General features: G+C 65.6%; 10 protein-coding genes. 7 read left to right on the forward strand and 3 right to left on the reverse strand.

Features of this window, described 5'->3' with window-relative positions; genetic code table 11:
• Nucleotides 1–5: 5 nt before the first annotated feature.
• From ACODT5_RS01560 to ACODT5_RS01570, 3 genes are all read right to left on the reverse strand, one after another.
• On the reverse strand, nucleotides 6–368 hold the full coding sequence (locus ACODT5_RS01560) for a DUF6300 family protein (RefSeq protein ID WP_422517336.1): 363 nt from the start codon (nucleotides 366–368) through the stop codon (nucleotides 6–8).
• On the reverse strand, nucleotides 368–3,967 hold the full coding sequence (dnaE, locus tag ACODT5_RS01565; protein WP_422517337.1) for a DNA polymerase III subunit alpha: 3,600 nt from the start codon (nucleotides 3,965–3,967) through the stop codon (nucleotides 368–370). Before dnaE ends, ACODT5_RS01560 begins: the two co-directional genes overlap by 1 nt.
• A gap of 622 nt (nucleotides 3,968–4,589) precedes the next feature.
• Nucleotides 4,590–5,024, reverse strand: coding sequence for a GFA family protein (locus ACODT5_RS01570; RefSeq protein ID WP_422517338.1), 435 nt, complete (start codon nucleotides 5,022–5,024; stop codon nucleotides 4,590–4,592).
• Nucleotides 5,025–5,927: 903 nt separating this feature from the next.
• Here ACODT5_RS01570 and ACODT5_RS01575 point away from each other — a divergent pair.
• The 7 genes from ACODT5_RS01575 (at nucleotide 5,928) to ACODT5_RS01605 (ending at nucleotide 14,658) form a co-directional block, all read left to right on the forward strand.
• The gene (locus ACODT5_RS01575) at nucleotides 5,928–7,973 is read left to right on the forward strand and encodes an ABC transporter ATP-binding protein (protein WP_422517339.1); all 2,046 of its coding nucleotides are present in this window, start codon (nucleotides 5,928–5,930) and stop codon (nucleotides 7,971–7,973) included.
• A 10-nt stretch (nucleotides 7,974–7,983) separates the two neighbouring features.
• The gene (locus tag ACODT5_RS01580; protein WP_422517347.1) at nucleotides 7,984–8,703 is read left to right on the forward strand and encodes an NUDIX hydrolase; all 720 of its coding nucleotides are present in this window, start codon (nucleotides 7,984–7,986) and stop codon (nucleotides 8,701–8,703) included.
• On the forward strand, nucleotides 8,697–10,247 hold the full coding sequence (locus ACODT5_RS01585) for an integrase (RefSeq protein ID WP_422517340.1): 1,551 nt from the start codon (nucleotides 8,697–8,699) through the stop codon (nucleotides 10,245–10,247). Before ACODT5_RS01580 ends, ACODT5_RS01585 begins: the two co-directional genes overlap by 7 nt.
• A 101-nt stretch (nucleotides 10,248–10,348) precedes the next feature.
• A complete protein-coding gene (locus tag ACODT5_RS01590) occupies nucleotides 10,349–12,178 on the forward strand; it encodes a hypothetical protein (protein ID WP_422517341.1) in 1,830 nt (609 codons plus the stop codon).
• Entirely contained in the window at nucleotides 12,175–12,747 is a 573-nt protein-coding gene (locus tag ACODT5_RS01595; protein ID WP_422517342.1) for a hypothetical protein, read from the forward strand. The genes ACODT5_RS01590 and ACODT5_RS01595 overlap by 4 nt, the downstream gene beginning before the upstream one ends.
• Nucleotides 12,668–14,260 carry a hypothetical protein gene (locus ACODT5_RS01600; protein WP_422517343.1) on the forward strand — a complete coding sequence of 531 codons (1,593 nt, stop codon included), beginning with the start codon at nucleotides 12,668–12,670 and terminating at the stop codon, nucleotides 14,258–14,260. The genes ACODT5_RS01595 and ACODT5_RS01600 overlap by 80 nt, the downstream gene beginning before the upstream one ends.
• On the forward strand, nucleotides 14,257–14,658 hold the full coding sequence (locus ACODT5_RS01605; protein WP_422517344.1) for an MreC domain-containing protein: 402 nt from the start codon (nucleotides 14,257–14,259) through the stop codon (nucleotides 14,656–14,658). The genes ACODT5_RS01600 and ACODT5_RS01605 overlap by 4 nt, the downstream gene beginning before the upstream one ends.
• Nucleotides 14,659–14,745 lie beyond the last annotated feature (87 nt).

Here is a 14,745-nt window from a genome sequence, read left to right on the forward strand (position 1 = left end):
GGGGATCACAGTTCGTCCCGCCTCCACAGCTCCCATTCCTCCTGGAGCCGCTTGGTATCCACCGTTCGGGTTTGCAGTTGCTCCACCCAGGTGGAAGTGAGGGAGGCCAGGGTGTGCGCGTTCTCCAGCGTCACCTGATCGTCGACAGCGAACAGCGCCAGAAGTTCCGCGGCAGCAGGATCGGCGTGGTCACAGGCCGAGCACAGGCTCGCCTCTTTCGCTCCCCGCACGTCCTGGCCAAGTTCGTTCTGCCAGGAGTATGGAAACGCCACCCTCAGCACTGCAGCACCGCCGCAGCGGGCGCAGGGCGCGATGTCCTCGACGCTGACTAATAACCCTGGCAGGTCACCGTCCTGCTCCCCAGCCATCAGGCGATGCCTCGCCAAGCGTCGATACCGAACACACCCTTGACGTCAGAAGCGATAGTCAGCGCGTTCACCTGGGTGTGCAGCTGGTACACGATGGTCTTCTGCGGGCCCCGCACCGAAAGGAGCACAGGGCTCTGCCCGGGGTGGGAACCCAGGATCCGGCGCAGTTCGGCCAGGGAGTTCTGGTTGATCCGGTGGTACGGGAGAGCGAGCTGGACCGGGGCTGCTCCGGTGCGCTCCGCCGACGTGACGTCCAGGACCTGAATTTCCTGGCCAGAGATGCTGATCGCACCGTCTCGGTCGTTGATTCGGCCCTTCACCGACACCACGCTGTCCTCGACCAGGGCTCCCATGACGAGCTGATAGTTGGCGGGGAAGAAGAGGACCTCGATGCTCCCGTCTCGGTCGGAAAGCTCGATGACGGCCCAGGCGTTGCCCTGCTTGGTGACCTTCAACTGCACCGAGCTGATGAGCCCAGCCAACCGGACCATCCCCTCGGTACGACCGGAGGCATGCAGGTCCACCACTGTGGTGTCGCGGTGGGAGGCAAGGATGCTCTCGGTGCCGTCCAGAGGGTGCGCGGAGACATACATACCGAGCATTTCGCGTTCTGTGCTCAGCATCTGTTTGCGGGGCCACTCATCCTCGCCAAGTTCGACTTGGAGGCCGAAGCCGGCGTTCTCATCCGCATCGCCCCCTCCCATTCCGGCGAACAGGTCGTCCTGGCCGTAGGCGGCGGCCTTCTTCAGCGGAACGACAGCGTCGATGGCTGTTTCATGCGCCGCGCACAGTGCCTTGCGGGTGTGGTTGAGGGAATCGAACGCGCCTCCCTTGATCAGGGACTCGATGGCACGCTTGTTCAGCGCAGGCAACTCGACCTTGTCGAGGAAGTCCTGGAAGGAGGTGAACTTCCCACCCGCCTTGCGTGCGGCGACGATCGATTCGATGACCGCCTCACCGACGTTGCGGACGGACAGGAGACCGAAGCGAACATCGTCGCCAACGGCTGCGAAGTCCATGACCGACTCGTTGACGTCAGGCTGCAGGATCGTCACGCCGAGCTTGCGGGCATCGGCGAGGTAGATGCCGGCCTTGTCCTTGTCGTCGCCAACAGAGGTGAGGAGGGCGGCCATGTACTCGGCCGGGTAGTTCGCTTTGAGGTAGGCGGTCCAGTAGGAGACCAGGCCGTACCCGGCCGTGTGGGACTTGTTGAAGGCATAGCCGGAGAAGGGGAGCATGGTGTCCCAGACCGCCTTGATGGCTGGATCTGAGTAGCCGTTCGTCTTCATGCCGCCGTTGAACTTGTCCCACTCTGCGGCGAGGACCTCGGGCTTCTTCTTGCCCATCGCACGCCGCATCATGTCGGCGCCGCCAAGCGTGTAGTTGGCGAGGCTTCGGGCGATGGCCATGATCTGCTCTTGGTAGACGAGCAGGTGGTGGGTGGATCCGAGGATGGGCTCGAGGGGCTCCTTGAGCTCGGGGTGGATCGGGTCCGGTTGCTGCTTGCCGTTCTGGCGCAGGGCGTAGTTCGTGTGGGCGTTCGCCCCCATCGGGCCCGGCCGGTAGAGCGCAAGTGCTGCTGCGATGTCCTCGAATCGGGTCGGCTCCATCAGCTTGAGCAGGGCTCTCATGCCGCCGCCGTCGAGCTGGAAGACACCGAAGGTGTCACCTCTGGCCAGAAGCTCGTAGGTTTTCCGGTCGTCGAGTGGGATGACGAGCTTGTTGCTGCTGCTGTCCATGGGATCGACTGTGGCGAGGTCGACGCCGCGGTTCTCCCGGATGTTCTCAATCGCCTGATCGATAACACCGAGGTTGCGTAGGCCAAGGAAGTCCATCTTGACCAACCCCATGTCCTCGCAACTGGGGTAGTCGAACCCGGTGATCTTCACGCCGTCCTTGGCGCGCATGTGCAAGGGAATGCGATCGGTGAGCTTGGTCTTGGAGAGGATGACCGCAGCCGCGTGGACGCCCGTGCCTCGCGTCAGTCCCTCGACACCCTTCGCAGTGTCGATGACCTTCTTGACGTCGGGCTCGTTCTCGTACATCTGCCGGATGTCGCCGGCTTCCCCGTACCGCGGGTGGTTCGGGTCGAAGATTCCGTCGAGAGGAATCGACTTGCCCATGATGTCCGGCGGCAGCGCCTTCGTGATGCGCTCGCCGTGGGAGAACGGGTATCCCAGGATCCGCGAAGAGTCCTTGATGGCGTTCTTCGCCTTGATCTTGCCGAAGGTGTTCACCATCGCGGTGTACTCGTCACCGTACTTCTCTGTGACGTAGCGCACCATGCGTTCCCGCTGGCGGTCGTCGAAGTCGAGGTCGACATCCGGCGGGTTGATGCGCTCGGGGTTGAGGAACCGCTCGAAGAGCAGGCCGTGCTCGAGGGGACACAGCTCAGTGATGCGGGTCGCGTAGGCGACGATCGACCCGGTAGCCGAGCCTCGTCCAGGGCCCACCGGTACACCGTTGTCGCGGGCATACTTGCAGATATCGGCGACCACGAGGAAGTAAGAAGAGAAACCCATGGGTCCGATGACGCTCATCTCGGTTTCGAACCGTTCGAGCACGTTATCGGGAATGGGATCTCCGTAGCGCATGGCCAGTCCCCTGAGAACGTCCTTGCGAAGCCACGATTCCTGAGTCTCACCCTCGGGGACGTCAGGATATTGGGGCATCTCGTCGACGTTTTCGAAAACCGAATCGTAGGATTCGATACGCTCAGCAATGAGCAGAGTATTGTCGCACGATTCAGGAATCTCACTGAAGAGGCTACGCATTTCCTGCGCAGTCTTCAGGTAATACCCGCTCCCCTGAAACCGGAAACGTTTAACGTCATCCTTATTCTTTCCCACTCCGATGCACAGCAGGTTATCGTGCGCGTCTGCTTGGTCTTCGAATACGTAGTGTGCGTCGTTCGTGGCAAGCAGGGGGATTTGGAGATCTTTCGCCAGGCGCAGCAGACCATCGCGAACGTCGCGTTCGATGGACAGGCCGTGGTCCATCAGTTCTAGGAAGTAGTTTTCCTTGCCGAAAATATCCTGGTACGAGGCGGCCACCGTGCGCGCTTCGTCGTATTGGTTCAGCCGCAATCGGGTCTGGATGGCACCAGAAGGACATCCGGTGGTCGCGATGATCCCGTCAGCGTGCTCGCTGATCAGTTCCATGTCCATCCGGGGCTTGCCCGCGGGGAACTGACCGGTGTAGCTAGCCTCGGTGGACAGGTAGAAGAGGTTCTTGAGACCTACGACGTTGCGGGCCCACATCGTCATGTGGGTGAACCTGCCGCCACCGGAGACGTCCTTGGACCCCTCGCCGTCATCCGACATCGCCCGCTGGCCCCCGGGTCCCCAGAACTCCTGCCGGCGAGCAAACCGAGAGGAAGGGGCCACGTAGGCCTCAATGCCGATAATCGGCTTGACTCCAGAGAATCCCTTGGAGACCTGGTGAAACTCGTAGGCTCCGAACATGTTGCCGTGGTCACTCATGGCGACCGCTGGCATCTGCTGCCGCTCCACCTCAGCGAACATCGGTTTGAGCTTCTGTGCGCCATCGAGCATTGAGTACTCGGTGTGGTTGTGCAAATGAACGAAACTGCTGGTCACCGGGCCGTCGCCTCCCTGGGATCCTACGAAACAGACAGCCTATCTGCTGCGCGGATAGCGATCATGCGCAGCCGCTCGGCGCGTATCGCGCAAGCTTCCAAGCGCAGCCAGGAGCAGCAGCGATTACTCGTCGCAACAAATAGATTACGCCACGGGATGACTTTGAGGCCTTGGAGGAGCTCCCTCGGCACTACAGCGTGGGCAACTCGCCGAAGACGAACCCGTCGATGCGGTCGATATCGGCCATCTCTACGGCTAGAAGTATCCGTCTCAGCCAGAATCACAACAGAAGACGGTCAGGCATATGCCAGGGCCACATGACGATCCAGTGCATGTCTCTCTGCCTCTCCTCCGAGCTGAGCAGCCAGTGCACGGCCGCCTCACAAGAGGGCTGGTCGACGGGTCGTGGCTCGCCCTGGCGGCCACGATGATCGCTCTCTCTGCGGAAGGCCGTCGGGCTACGCCTACGCCACCATCCGGTCCGGAGAGCTCGCCAGCACCACCGGCGAGCTCTCGGACGACTTCCACCAGATGATCGACACCCCGAAGGCACCTCCCCTCGGAGCCGACGGGGACCGCCACAGCAGGCTGCCCACCTGCAGCAAGCCCCGGGGACCTGTGGTTAGCCGGCGGCACTGTGCTGCGTGTCCTCGACCTGGCCCAGCCAGGGCACAGCCTCGCTGCGGCAGGACTGGTTGACGGGGGTGAGGCCCTCGCCATCAGGCTCGTCGAGCGCGGGAAGGTTGATGCCCATCCAGGTGTCGCCGTAGTCGTACGCCGCGATGTGCGAGCCGCAGCTCCCACAGAATCCACGCCGGGTTTTGCCCGGGTACGTGTCGAACCAGGTCGGCTCGCCCCCCTCCCCGGTCCACTCGAACCCGTCGAGAGGGAACGCCACCCACGACATCATCGGCGCCCCGCCGCGCTTCTGGCAGTCCCGACAGGAACAGGTATGGGGGTAATCCGGATCGCCCTTCGCCAGGAACCGGATCCGCCCGCAGTCCGGGTGACACCCACCGGAACGGGGCGCGGCAGCGGTCTCGGAAGTGGCGTTCAAATCCGTTCATCTCCCCTGTGTGACAGTCAAGTTCACCCCGAGATCTTGCCATTCGGCTGCCGTCGGAAGTGGGCCGCGCCCCCCTCCCATCGAAGGCGAACATACATCCGACACTCGACACCGGATTGAGGGCCGCAAGCGATTTTTGATGACCCATCCCTACACCGGTCACTTCCGGCCAACCTCGTGCGGCCGTCGGTCTGGCAAGCCCCGCGGCCGCCGGAAACGATCACGGGCGGCGCCTGGTAGGCGGGCTCCAGGAGGTCGGCCAGATCCTGCTGCTCCGACTCTGAGCCTGCGCTCTACTCGCTACTTCAGTTCGAGCACCTCCCGACTCGCCTCAGCTCGCCATGTAGACGGGCTTCCTCGGCATGCGCCGGAGAGTGGTTGAACCCGCTGTCCATCAAATCGACCTGAGGGGGCCAGACGATGCCGAGGAGTAGCCCTGGCGGCAAGGCCTGGTTCCATCGCCTGCCCCGTCCACTCCTTGAAGTCGGGCCGGACCATCGGCAGGCCGTCCCCGTCAAATCGCCTACCTGATCGAGTTTCGCTGGCAGCGCAAGCCCCCGATCGGGTGCCGCGGATCGGCAACCACTCGAACGCGTGAGTTCAAAAGCCATCCGGCAAGCCATTTCCGACCGAGGCGCGATATCCGCATTCACGTTCGAGTCATTCGCCCTTCCGGGGCCGTTACGGCCACGGAAGCGGGGCGTTCTTAGAGCACCAGTGCCAACCTGCCGTCCATTTGGAGGACATCATGAACGCCGGCCCCGCCCGCACCCATCGCCATCTCGACTTCGAACACCAGGCGTCCTCGCCCGGGTTCGCCTTCCAGCCCTGGAGGCTTCGGCAGACCAACGTCCGCGCCCGCCGCTCGGCGCTAGCAGCGACGAGGTGGACAGCATGAGCGAGACCGCCAAGGCAACGGATCCCACGGATACGACCGCGCAGGCGCGGCCCAAGAGCAAGACCAAGGACCCGATCTCGGATGCGGAACGCGAGTTGTACGGGGGGCGGCTGCGGTACGACCAGTCCTTCGTCCGGCACGAAGGCCCCCTGACCCGGCTCGGGTTCGGGCACATGGCTGCCGCCATGCCGCGCATGGTGGTGATGGTCCTGCGCACCGGCTGGCAGACCGACCCGCGAGCCCTGGCCGGGGTCGTGGCGGCGCAGCTCGGGCAGGGTGTGGCGGCCGGGTGGGGGCTGGTGGCCGTCAACAGCGTGCTCACCGAGCTGTTCGCCGCCGGGCCGACCGCCGAAAAGCTCCGTGAGGCACTGCCGTCGCTGGTGGTGCTCGGGGTCACCGCGGTAATGACGGCGGTGCTGGCGGCGTGGTCGACGGCCATGTCGGGCCGGCTGGAGCCTCAGGTGGAGCGGGCGGTGTCCGCCCGGTACTACACGGCCGTCACCAATGTCGAAGTCGAGGCCACCGAGCGGCCGGAAGTGCAGCGGGTGCTGGAGGCGGGACGGTTCGGCACCGACTCCGCCCGCAACATGCTCCGGCTGTCGGTCGGCGTGGGCAACGTGGTCATCGGCATGGTGGCCGCCGCCGTGGTCCTGGTCTCGCTGCACTGGACCTTGCTGCCCATGCTCCTGGTCATCGCGCTGCCCAAGGGCTGGGGGGCGGTGCGCTCCGCTCGCCGTGACTACCTCTCCCGCCTGCACTGGGTCGATCACCGCCGGGCGATCTCCTCGCTCCTGGCCTACCTGACCCGCCCCCACGCCGCCGCGGAGATCCGTGTGCACGCGGCTGGCACGAAGCTGCTGGCCAGCTACGAGGAGATGTCCCGGCAGACCGAGGCCGAGCAGCGGCGCCTGGCCCGGGCGCAGGCCGGCACTGACCTGGTCGCGGGCGGTTTCGCGGGTCTGGCGTCGCTGGGCTGTTACGGCATGCTGTGGTGGCTGCTGGCCGCCGGGGGTCTGCCGCTGGCGGTCGGGGGGACCGCGGTGGTCGCCATCCGGACCTCGACCGCGCGCCTGTCCTCCCTGGTGCAGCAGGTCAACCGGCTCTACGAGGAGCTGCTGTTCCTCACCGACACCGAGGACGCCATCGAGATCGCGGGCAAGCACGCGATCCCCCTGACCGGCACCGCCCTCCCCTCCCCCGTCCAGTCGGTGCGCACGGAGAGCGTGACCTTCACCTACCCGGGAGCCGACACACCCGCCCTGAAGGGCGTCAACGTGGAGATCCGACCGGGCACCGTGACGGCCCTCGTCGGAGCGAACGGATCCGGCAAGACCACCCTGACCAAGATCATCGCGGGGATCCTCCTCCCCAGCGAGGGAAGCGTGTGGTGGGAGGGTGAGTCGGGCGAGCGGGTCGAGCTGCGCGACGCGGACCGTGGGCAGGTGTTCGAGTCGGTCGGCGTGCTGGCGCAGGACTTCCCGCGCTGGGAGATGACCGCCGCCGCGAATGTGGCCATCGGCGCCGGTGACCGCCCCCGTGACATGGGCGCCATCCGCGAGGCAGCCCGTGCCGCGGGCGTACTCGACCTGATCGAGAAGCTGCCGTACGGCTGGAACTCGATCGTCATCAAGGGCTACGAGCGCGGGGTCCAGTTGTCGGGCGGGGAATGGCAGAAGTTGGTTACCGCTCGAGCGCTGTACCGGATGGCCCGGTTCTTCCTGGTCGACGAGCCCACCTCGGCCCTCGATCCACTCGCTGAAATCGCCGCGTTCAAGGGTCTGTGGTCGCTGGCGGAGCAGGGGCACGCGGTCGTCCTCGTCACCCACCGGCTCGCCGCCACGATGAACGCCGACCACATCTACGTCCTCGCCGACGGGCAAGTCGTCGAGGAGGGCACTCACGCGGAGCTGATGGCCCACGAAGGCCCCTACCAGGGCATGTTCACCGCGCAGGCCGCTCAGTACGGAATCGCAGCGGTCTCCGACACGGTGCCCGGCCCGCGAAGCACACCGCCGGCCGACCACGAGGAGAAGGCGCGTTGAACCCGTGACCATGACGCCAAACCCCCGATCCGGACACCGCACCCCCACCGAAGGCGAGAAGTCCTCCGTGCCCCCCAGCCACACCCACATCCGCAAGACCGTCGAGGCCTACCTCGCCCACCACCCAGCCGAGCGGGACGCCCTGGCCGACCTCCTGGCCGCTCTCGACCAGCCCGACGACGCGACCAGCCGGACCACCTTGCCCGGCCACGTCACGTGCAGTGCGGTCGTCATCGACCGCAACTGCAACGTGCTGCACATTCGCCACCGGCTGACGGGGCTGCTCCTTGTGCCGGGAGGCCATCTCGAGCACACGGACCGTTCCCTGCTCGCCGCCGCGCTGCGCGAGCTCGAGGAGGAAGCTGGCATCCCGGCCGGCGCGCTCACCCTGACTCCCCAATGCCTGGGTTCGCCGATCGACGTCGATGTCCACGAGATCGACGCCAACCCCGAGCGCAGCGAGCCGCCGCATAGGCACTACGACCTCCGATACGCCTTCTACCTCGCCGACGAGCTGCCGCCGCAGCTCGTCCTGCAGGACGAGGAAGTAGCTGGCGCCCAATGGCTGCCGATCGCCAGCATGACCTCGCCGACGCTGCGCGCCAAGCTCATGGACGCGGGCCTCGACGGCCGACAGGAGCCGGTGAACGCCTCCGCTCTCATTCACAACGCGCAGGGATTGTGCACGCTTGGTCAGTGTCCAGGTAGCTGTACGGTCCGCGGGTGCTGAGACAAGATGCCTGGTCGGTCCACTACAGCTCTCGGGACCTGCCGCAGCCGGAGCCACAGCCCTGGCACCTGCGCTTTTCACCGGATGAGTGGGAGCTGTGGCTTGATGACCTGGGCATTCCTGACGGGACGCCGTACCTGTTGTCGCCTTGCTTCGTCTACGACACGGACCTGAACTCGTACTTCCATCAGGTGAACCTCATGGAAGGCCCGCTGAACAGCCAGCTCAACCGGGCGTCGGCCCTCTGCAGGAGCCTGAACTTCCTGCACTGGAGCCGTGGTGGCAAGGGTTGGCGGGATGCGACAGAGGCCGACCACACGGCCTACCACTACTGGCGGCGACGTGATCCAGGCGGGCCACGCATCGACGGCGATACGTGGAGCCAGGAGGTCACGCACTTGCAGCACTTCTACCTCTACGCGAAGAAGAAGCTGTGGGTGCCGGAGGTGCCGATCCCGCAGCGGCCCCGACGTGATGGCCAGCACGAGGCGGCAAGGGGTCGCAGGCGCCGTTCCAAGCCGGATCCCACGCAGGACACGGTGCCGGCGAGCTACGCCCACGACGTGGGCGGCGAAGTCCTTGAGTGGCTGCCCGCGCCGTCCTACCGACGCTGGCGGGACGTCGGCATCCTCGGCTACGACCGTGAGGGCCTGCCCCGGGACAATTTCCGTGGTCGGTGGGCTCCACGCAACGGGACCTTCACCGACTCGACGGTCCGCACCGGCCTACGGCTGGAGGAACAGGCCAGCCGCCTCACTCTCGAAGTCCCCACCGGTCCCGGCCCGGCCGGCTACAGCAAGTCCTGGCTGCCCAAGGCGATCGCGAAGCGAAACTCGGCACGCTGGGTCTATGAGCCGGCCTCGGTCCGCCGGGACCTGACGGCCTACGCGACCGAGGACCGTCGATGGGTTATCGAGGAGGCCCGGGACGCGGGCCGCTACGACAGGATCCGCCGGCCGATCGTGATCTTCGATCCGGAGCGGCCACACCTGGCCCAGTACTCGAGCGGGATCAACCGCGGCGAGAAAGTCGACGTCCGGCTGCTCGACCCGCGCGAGCGTCAGCGGCTGCTGATCGACGCTGAGCACGGCTTGGAGCCCGCGATGTTCTGGCTCGGCGAGAGCGGCATGCCGTTGTCCTTATCGACTTGGAAGGACATGTTCACCGACGCCAACCGGAGGTGCGAGGAACAAGGTCTCGACCTCCGGGCTCACGCCCATCTTCTGCGGCACACGTTCGCCGTCATCACCCTTGAGCAACTCCAGCGCGGGCACATTGCTGCCCTCGGCGACATGAACCCGGCACAGCGGCTGCACTACCAGCGGATCTTCGGCGACCCGTTGGACTGGGTCCGGCGCCGGCTCGGGCACGCCTCGATTCTGTCGACCTTGATCTATCTGCACGCCTTGCAGGAACTGGAGATGGAGACCCGTATGGCTCTGGTCCCCGATACCTGGGAGGACCCACGCGACACGACGGTCGACGTCCTCGGGGACGAGACCCCGCCCGCGGGCCTGCCCGCCGAGCTCGGGGAGAAGGTATGACCCGCCGAGGCCGCGGCAGCACCGGACCAGGCCGTCCGTCCGCCCTTCCGCCAGACGGCTACGAAGCGCCCCCACCGGTCCGCGAAGAGACGTCGGGCAGGTTGGTGGTCGACTTCCATGGCGATGACAAACGTCGCGCCAGCTATGACCTCGGGAAATTGCCGTCGCCGGGATGGCATCCGTTGCTGGCCGAAGCTCTGGCTCTGCGAATTGGCCCCAGCGGTGACGTCCGCACCCTTTCGGGCAGCAAGACGAGCTGGCGGGCTTGCGCCAACTGGGCCCAGTTCCTCTCCAAAACGGATCCGATTCCATCCGCTCCTGAGGAACTCACCCGAGCTCACGTCGATGCTTTCCACGACCGCACCGATGCGTCACCGCACACGAGATACAACGACATGCGGGAAATGCAACTCCAGTTCGCAGACGTCCATCTGAAAGGCCGACTGCCCGAGGACGCCTGGGACGCCCTCAAACGGCGGCTGACCAAACCGAAGCGAGTGCCAGTCGGCGGATACTCGGATGGCGAGTTCGAGAGGCTGATCGCTGCCGCCCGAACGGACACGGCCCGCATCGTCCGGCGCATGCGCTCCGGCGAAGAACTCGTACGGCGCTGGCACGACGAGCGAGATGCGTTGGAGCCAGAGCAGCATTCGCTGGCCGAGGTCCTCGCCGGCATGGCCGCCTCCGGCGAGGTCCCCATGTTGACGGGCGGGCCCAGCAGTCGGCACCGGCGGGCCGTTCTCGCATCACATTTGCACTTGACCTGGCAGGACGTGTCTCCCCTGTTGGCCCTTCTGGCCCTGGTCACCGAACGCAACGGCGAGACCCTCAAAGAACTCCCAGTCCGGCATCGGAGGCTGGAGGACCGGGCAATCGAGCTCGTGTTGGTGAAACGCCGGAAGGGAACCAAGCGCTGGTTCGAGACCGTGACCTGGGAGATCGGGCCGAAGGGCCGTGAACTTCATACGCCTGGCGGCCTCTATCTGCTCTTACTCGAGCTGACGGCACGCAGTCGTGCGGCCTGCGGTTCATCTTCGGCCTTCTGCGTCTGGCGCAATGTCCCCCAGGGCGCCGGGAGGGTGGTCGAGCACTTCGCCCCCTTTGAGATCGACCTCAGCCACGGCTCGGCCTCTTCCATGACGAAGTGGGCGGCAGCCCGAACGAAACCCCTCCTCGCGGACCCGAAGCCTGCCACCAAAACGAAGAATGACCAGGTCAAAGACGTGACGGTCGAGGCGGCTGGCAAGGCGTCTCCCGCTGGCCCGGCGCCGCTCAAAGTGACCTTCAACAGGATCAAGACCAGCGTCGACGCCCGCCGCACCAAACAGCTCGGAGGGCATCTCCCCTCGGCAGCGAAGAGCAACACGGCTCAAGTGCTGTTCACGAACTATCTGCAACCAGATGAAAACACCCGCGACTGGGCTGAAGAGGTGGTCTCCGAGGCCCTCGCAGATGCCGAACAGGCGGCTTGGGACGCTCACGCGACCGCCGTCGGACGCCGAGGCGAACCCACCGTGATCCCGACAGCAGAGTCACCACAGCAACTTGAACAGGCCGGACTTCCCGCGACGACCGCCCGCGACCTCGCCGACGGCGCACTGGACACCGCCTGGACGGCCTGCAAGGACCATGACCAGCACCCAGAAACCGGTGCTACCTGCGACGACTCATTCCTCGCCTGCTTCCACTGCGGAAACTGCCTGGTCACCCGCACCCACCTGCCCAAGCTTCTGGGCCTGCTGGAGGGCTTGGGCGCGATGCGGCAGCGCATGAGTGAGGACGCCTGGTGGGATCGCTACGGGCCCGCCTGGGTCGCGATCAAGCGCGACATCCTCTCGAAGTTCACACCGGCCGAAGTCGACAAAGAGCGCCAGCAGCCCCTGCCCGACGCCCTCCTCGACCTGGTCGAAGCACCCTGGGATCAGCCATGAGTACCGCCACCTTCGCGCGTCACCCAGAGGTCGTCTCTCTCGAGGACCCGTACGTCCTGCACGGCCGCCCGCTGAAGAGCGGGATTCACCTGCAGGACACTTCCCGCTACAGCCACGACGTCTGGCGGCTGACGCCCGCTGGGCTCAAAGCGCACGAGAAGGCTCAGATCCTCAACTTCCCCACCCTCCCGCAGCGATTTCGCCCAGCTGCCAAGCGCCTCTTCTATGCGCTCTTGTCTCTGGAAGCGCCCGACGGTGAGGACTCTCCGCGGATTTCCACCATCCGCGGAGAGTTCACCGGGCTCAAGCGGTTCTTGAAGTGGCTCGACCGCCGGTGGTCACCAGAGCGGAACGAGCTGGCTGAACTCTCACCCGGCGACCTCGACGACTACCGCAGGCATCTCCTTGCCGTCTTCCCGAACAACCGCACACAGCGTTCGCAGCTCCGTGGGGTTCTGCGATTGCTCTGGCGATGGCGGAGGCATCTCGGTGAGCACGGCTTGCCGGTTCGATCCCCTCGGCCTCGACGGCTGGAGCGAATCGAAGCAGGTCCGCCAGGGCGACAATGAGACCGACCGCCTCCCCGAGGAAGTTCTCGGCCCTCTGCTGGTCTGGGCCCTGCGGTTCATCGACGACTTCGCCCCCGACATCCTCGACGCCGACCAGCAATGGCGCCGAAACCGCGCAAGGCGCCCTCGTCCCCGTCACCTGCGCAGGAATCTCGGGGCACGGTTACAGCGGCTGCTTCGGAACTACGTCTCCGCCGGCCGGCCGCTGCCGGGCTGGCACGGGCAACCGAGCCTTACCCATCTAGCCCACCTCGTTGGCTGCCACCACTCCGCTCTGTCCTGGTATCGCCAGGCTCTCGACGAAGCAGCGGCGATCGTCGGCGTCACCGAGAGCACGTTCATCGAGAGCGTCCAAGGAAGGCTGGGCGAGAAGCCCTGGATTACCTCGATCAGCACTCATCACAACTCGGCCAACAGCCTCGCTCGGCTTGCCCGTCATCTGCAGATCGCCTGCTACATCGTGATCGCCTTCCTCAGTGGCATGCGGGACTCCGAGATCAAGCACCTCAAGCGCGGATGCCTGGAGATCAAATGCGACGAGGACGGCCGCCCCTACCGTTGGAAGCTCAACAGCCTGGCCTTCAAGGGTGAGGAAGACGTCGCTGGCGTTCCGGCGACCTGGACCGTCAACGCGACGGTCGCCCGCGCCATCGGGATGCTCGAACAGCTTCAGCCGACAGCTCGGGACTACCTCTTCGCAGCCCTTCCCCACGGCGCCGGAAACAAGACGGGCGCAAACAAGGCGCTGGGCACTCTGGCGACCAACCTGCAGCTCAATGCGTTCACCGCTTTCGTGAACCGACTCTGCACCGAAGGCGACCACCCCGACATCATCCCGGCCGGCCAGGGTTACAAGATCAAACTGAAGACCAGCCACTTCCGACGCACTCTGGCCTGGTTCATCGCCCGGCGCCCCGGCGGCGTCATCGCTGGCGCCCTGCAATACCGCCACCACAGCATCCAGATGTTCGAAGGCTATGCAGGAACCAGTGACTCAGGGTTCCGGGCCGAGGTCGAGAGCGAGCAGGCCATCGCCCGCGGCGAGGTCTACATGGAAATGATCGATGCCCATCAGCACCTCGGCCTCGCCGGGCCCTCGGCTGAAGAGGCCGCACGACGCCTTCAGAACTTCGGTGACCGGGCCCAGTTCCAGGGGCAGGTCGCCAAAGACAAGCACCGCATCAGGAGAATCATGAAAAGGCACGATCCTGCTGTCTATCCCGGTGAGTACATCACCTGCGTCAACGACCCCGCCAAGGCCCTTTGCGAGAAGGCCCGGCGCGGCAACAGCGAAGGGCTCCCCTCTCACGGAGGCTGTCTCCCCTTGGCCTGCCGGAATGTTGCGCTCACCCCGGAGAACGTTGCCGCCTGGCAGCGCGAGGTTGCCCGCATCGACAAGCGCCTTGCCTCTCGGCCGATGCTGGCGCCCCGCCTCCGGGAACTCCTGCAGGGCCGCCGCGGCGAGGTCGTGGAGTTCTTGACCTCGAACGGACAGGAAGCTGTCCCGTCATGACTCGCCGAGTCCCCGACCTGCCCGAGGCCCTCGTCCGCAAGCACCTGCAGCAGGTGCTGGACGCTTGCGGGGAAGACAACAGCAGGCCCAGTGTCCTCATGCTGGCCCGCCGTCTCGGTCTGACCAACACCACCTTCCGCCGCCGCTATCCGGAGATCGCCCGCGAGATCTCCGAGCACCGGACGGCCCCCGCGGCACCGCGAGGCGGCCCGACCGAGCACGACAGGCTCGTCGCGCGCAATGCGAAGCTCCGCCGGCGAAATCGCGATCTGACCGGTCAGCTCGCCTTGGCCGCAGCACAAGTCCAGCACCTCGCTCTTCGGAACGAGCGCCTCAAGGAAGCGTTGGAAGCGGCCTCCCGCGTTACGAACATCCGCCAAAAGCCCCGGCTTCGCTGAACAGCAACCACCAGGAGCTGTGCTAAGTGCCACCACCCCGCGGACAGACCCGAGAGGAACGGTCAATGGTCAGTACTGAACAGCGGC

Origin of the sequence: Streptomyces tatrensis (genome assembly GCF_049310065.1) — a bacterium.
Lineage (GTDB): Bacteria > Actinomycetota > Actinomycetes > Streptomycetales > Streptomycetaceae > Streptomyces.

Coding starts and splice junctions, on each gene's coding strand:
- ACODT5_RS01560 (WP_422517336.1), bottom strand. CDS start 368: ATGGCTGGGGAGCAGGACGGTGACCTGCCAGGGTTATTAGTCAGCGTC.
- ACODT5_RS01580 (WP_422517347.1), top strand. CDS start 7,984: ATGACGCCAAACCCCCGATCCGGACACCGCACCCCCACCGAAGGCGAG.
- ACODT5_RS01595 (WP_422517342.1), top strand. CDS start 12,175: ATGAGTACCGCCACCTTCGCGCGTCACCCAGAGGTCGTCTCTCTCGAG.
- ACODT5_RS01575 (WP_422517339.1), top strand. CDS start 5,928: ATGAGCGAGACCGCCAAGGCAACGGATCCCACGGATACGACCGCGCAG.
- ACODT5_RS01605 (WP_422517344.1), top strand. CDS start 14,257: ATGACTCGCCGAGTCCCCGACCTGCCCGAGGCCCTCGTCCGCAAGCAC.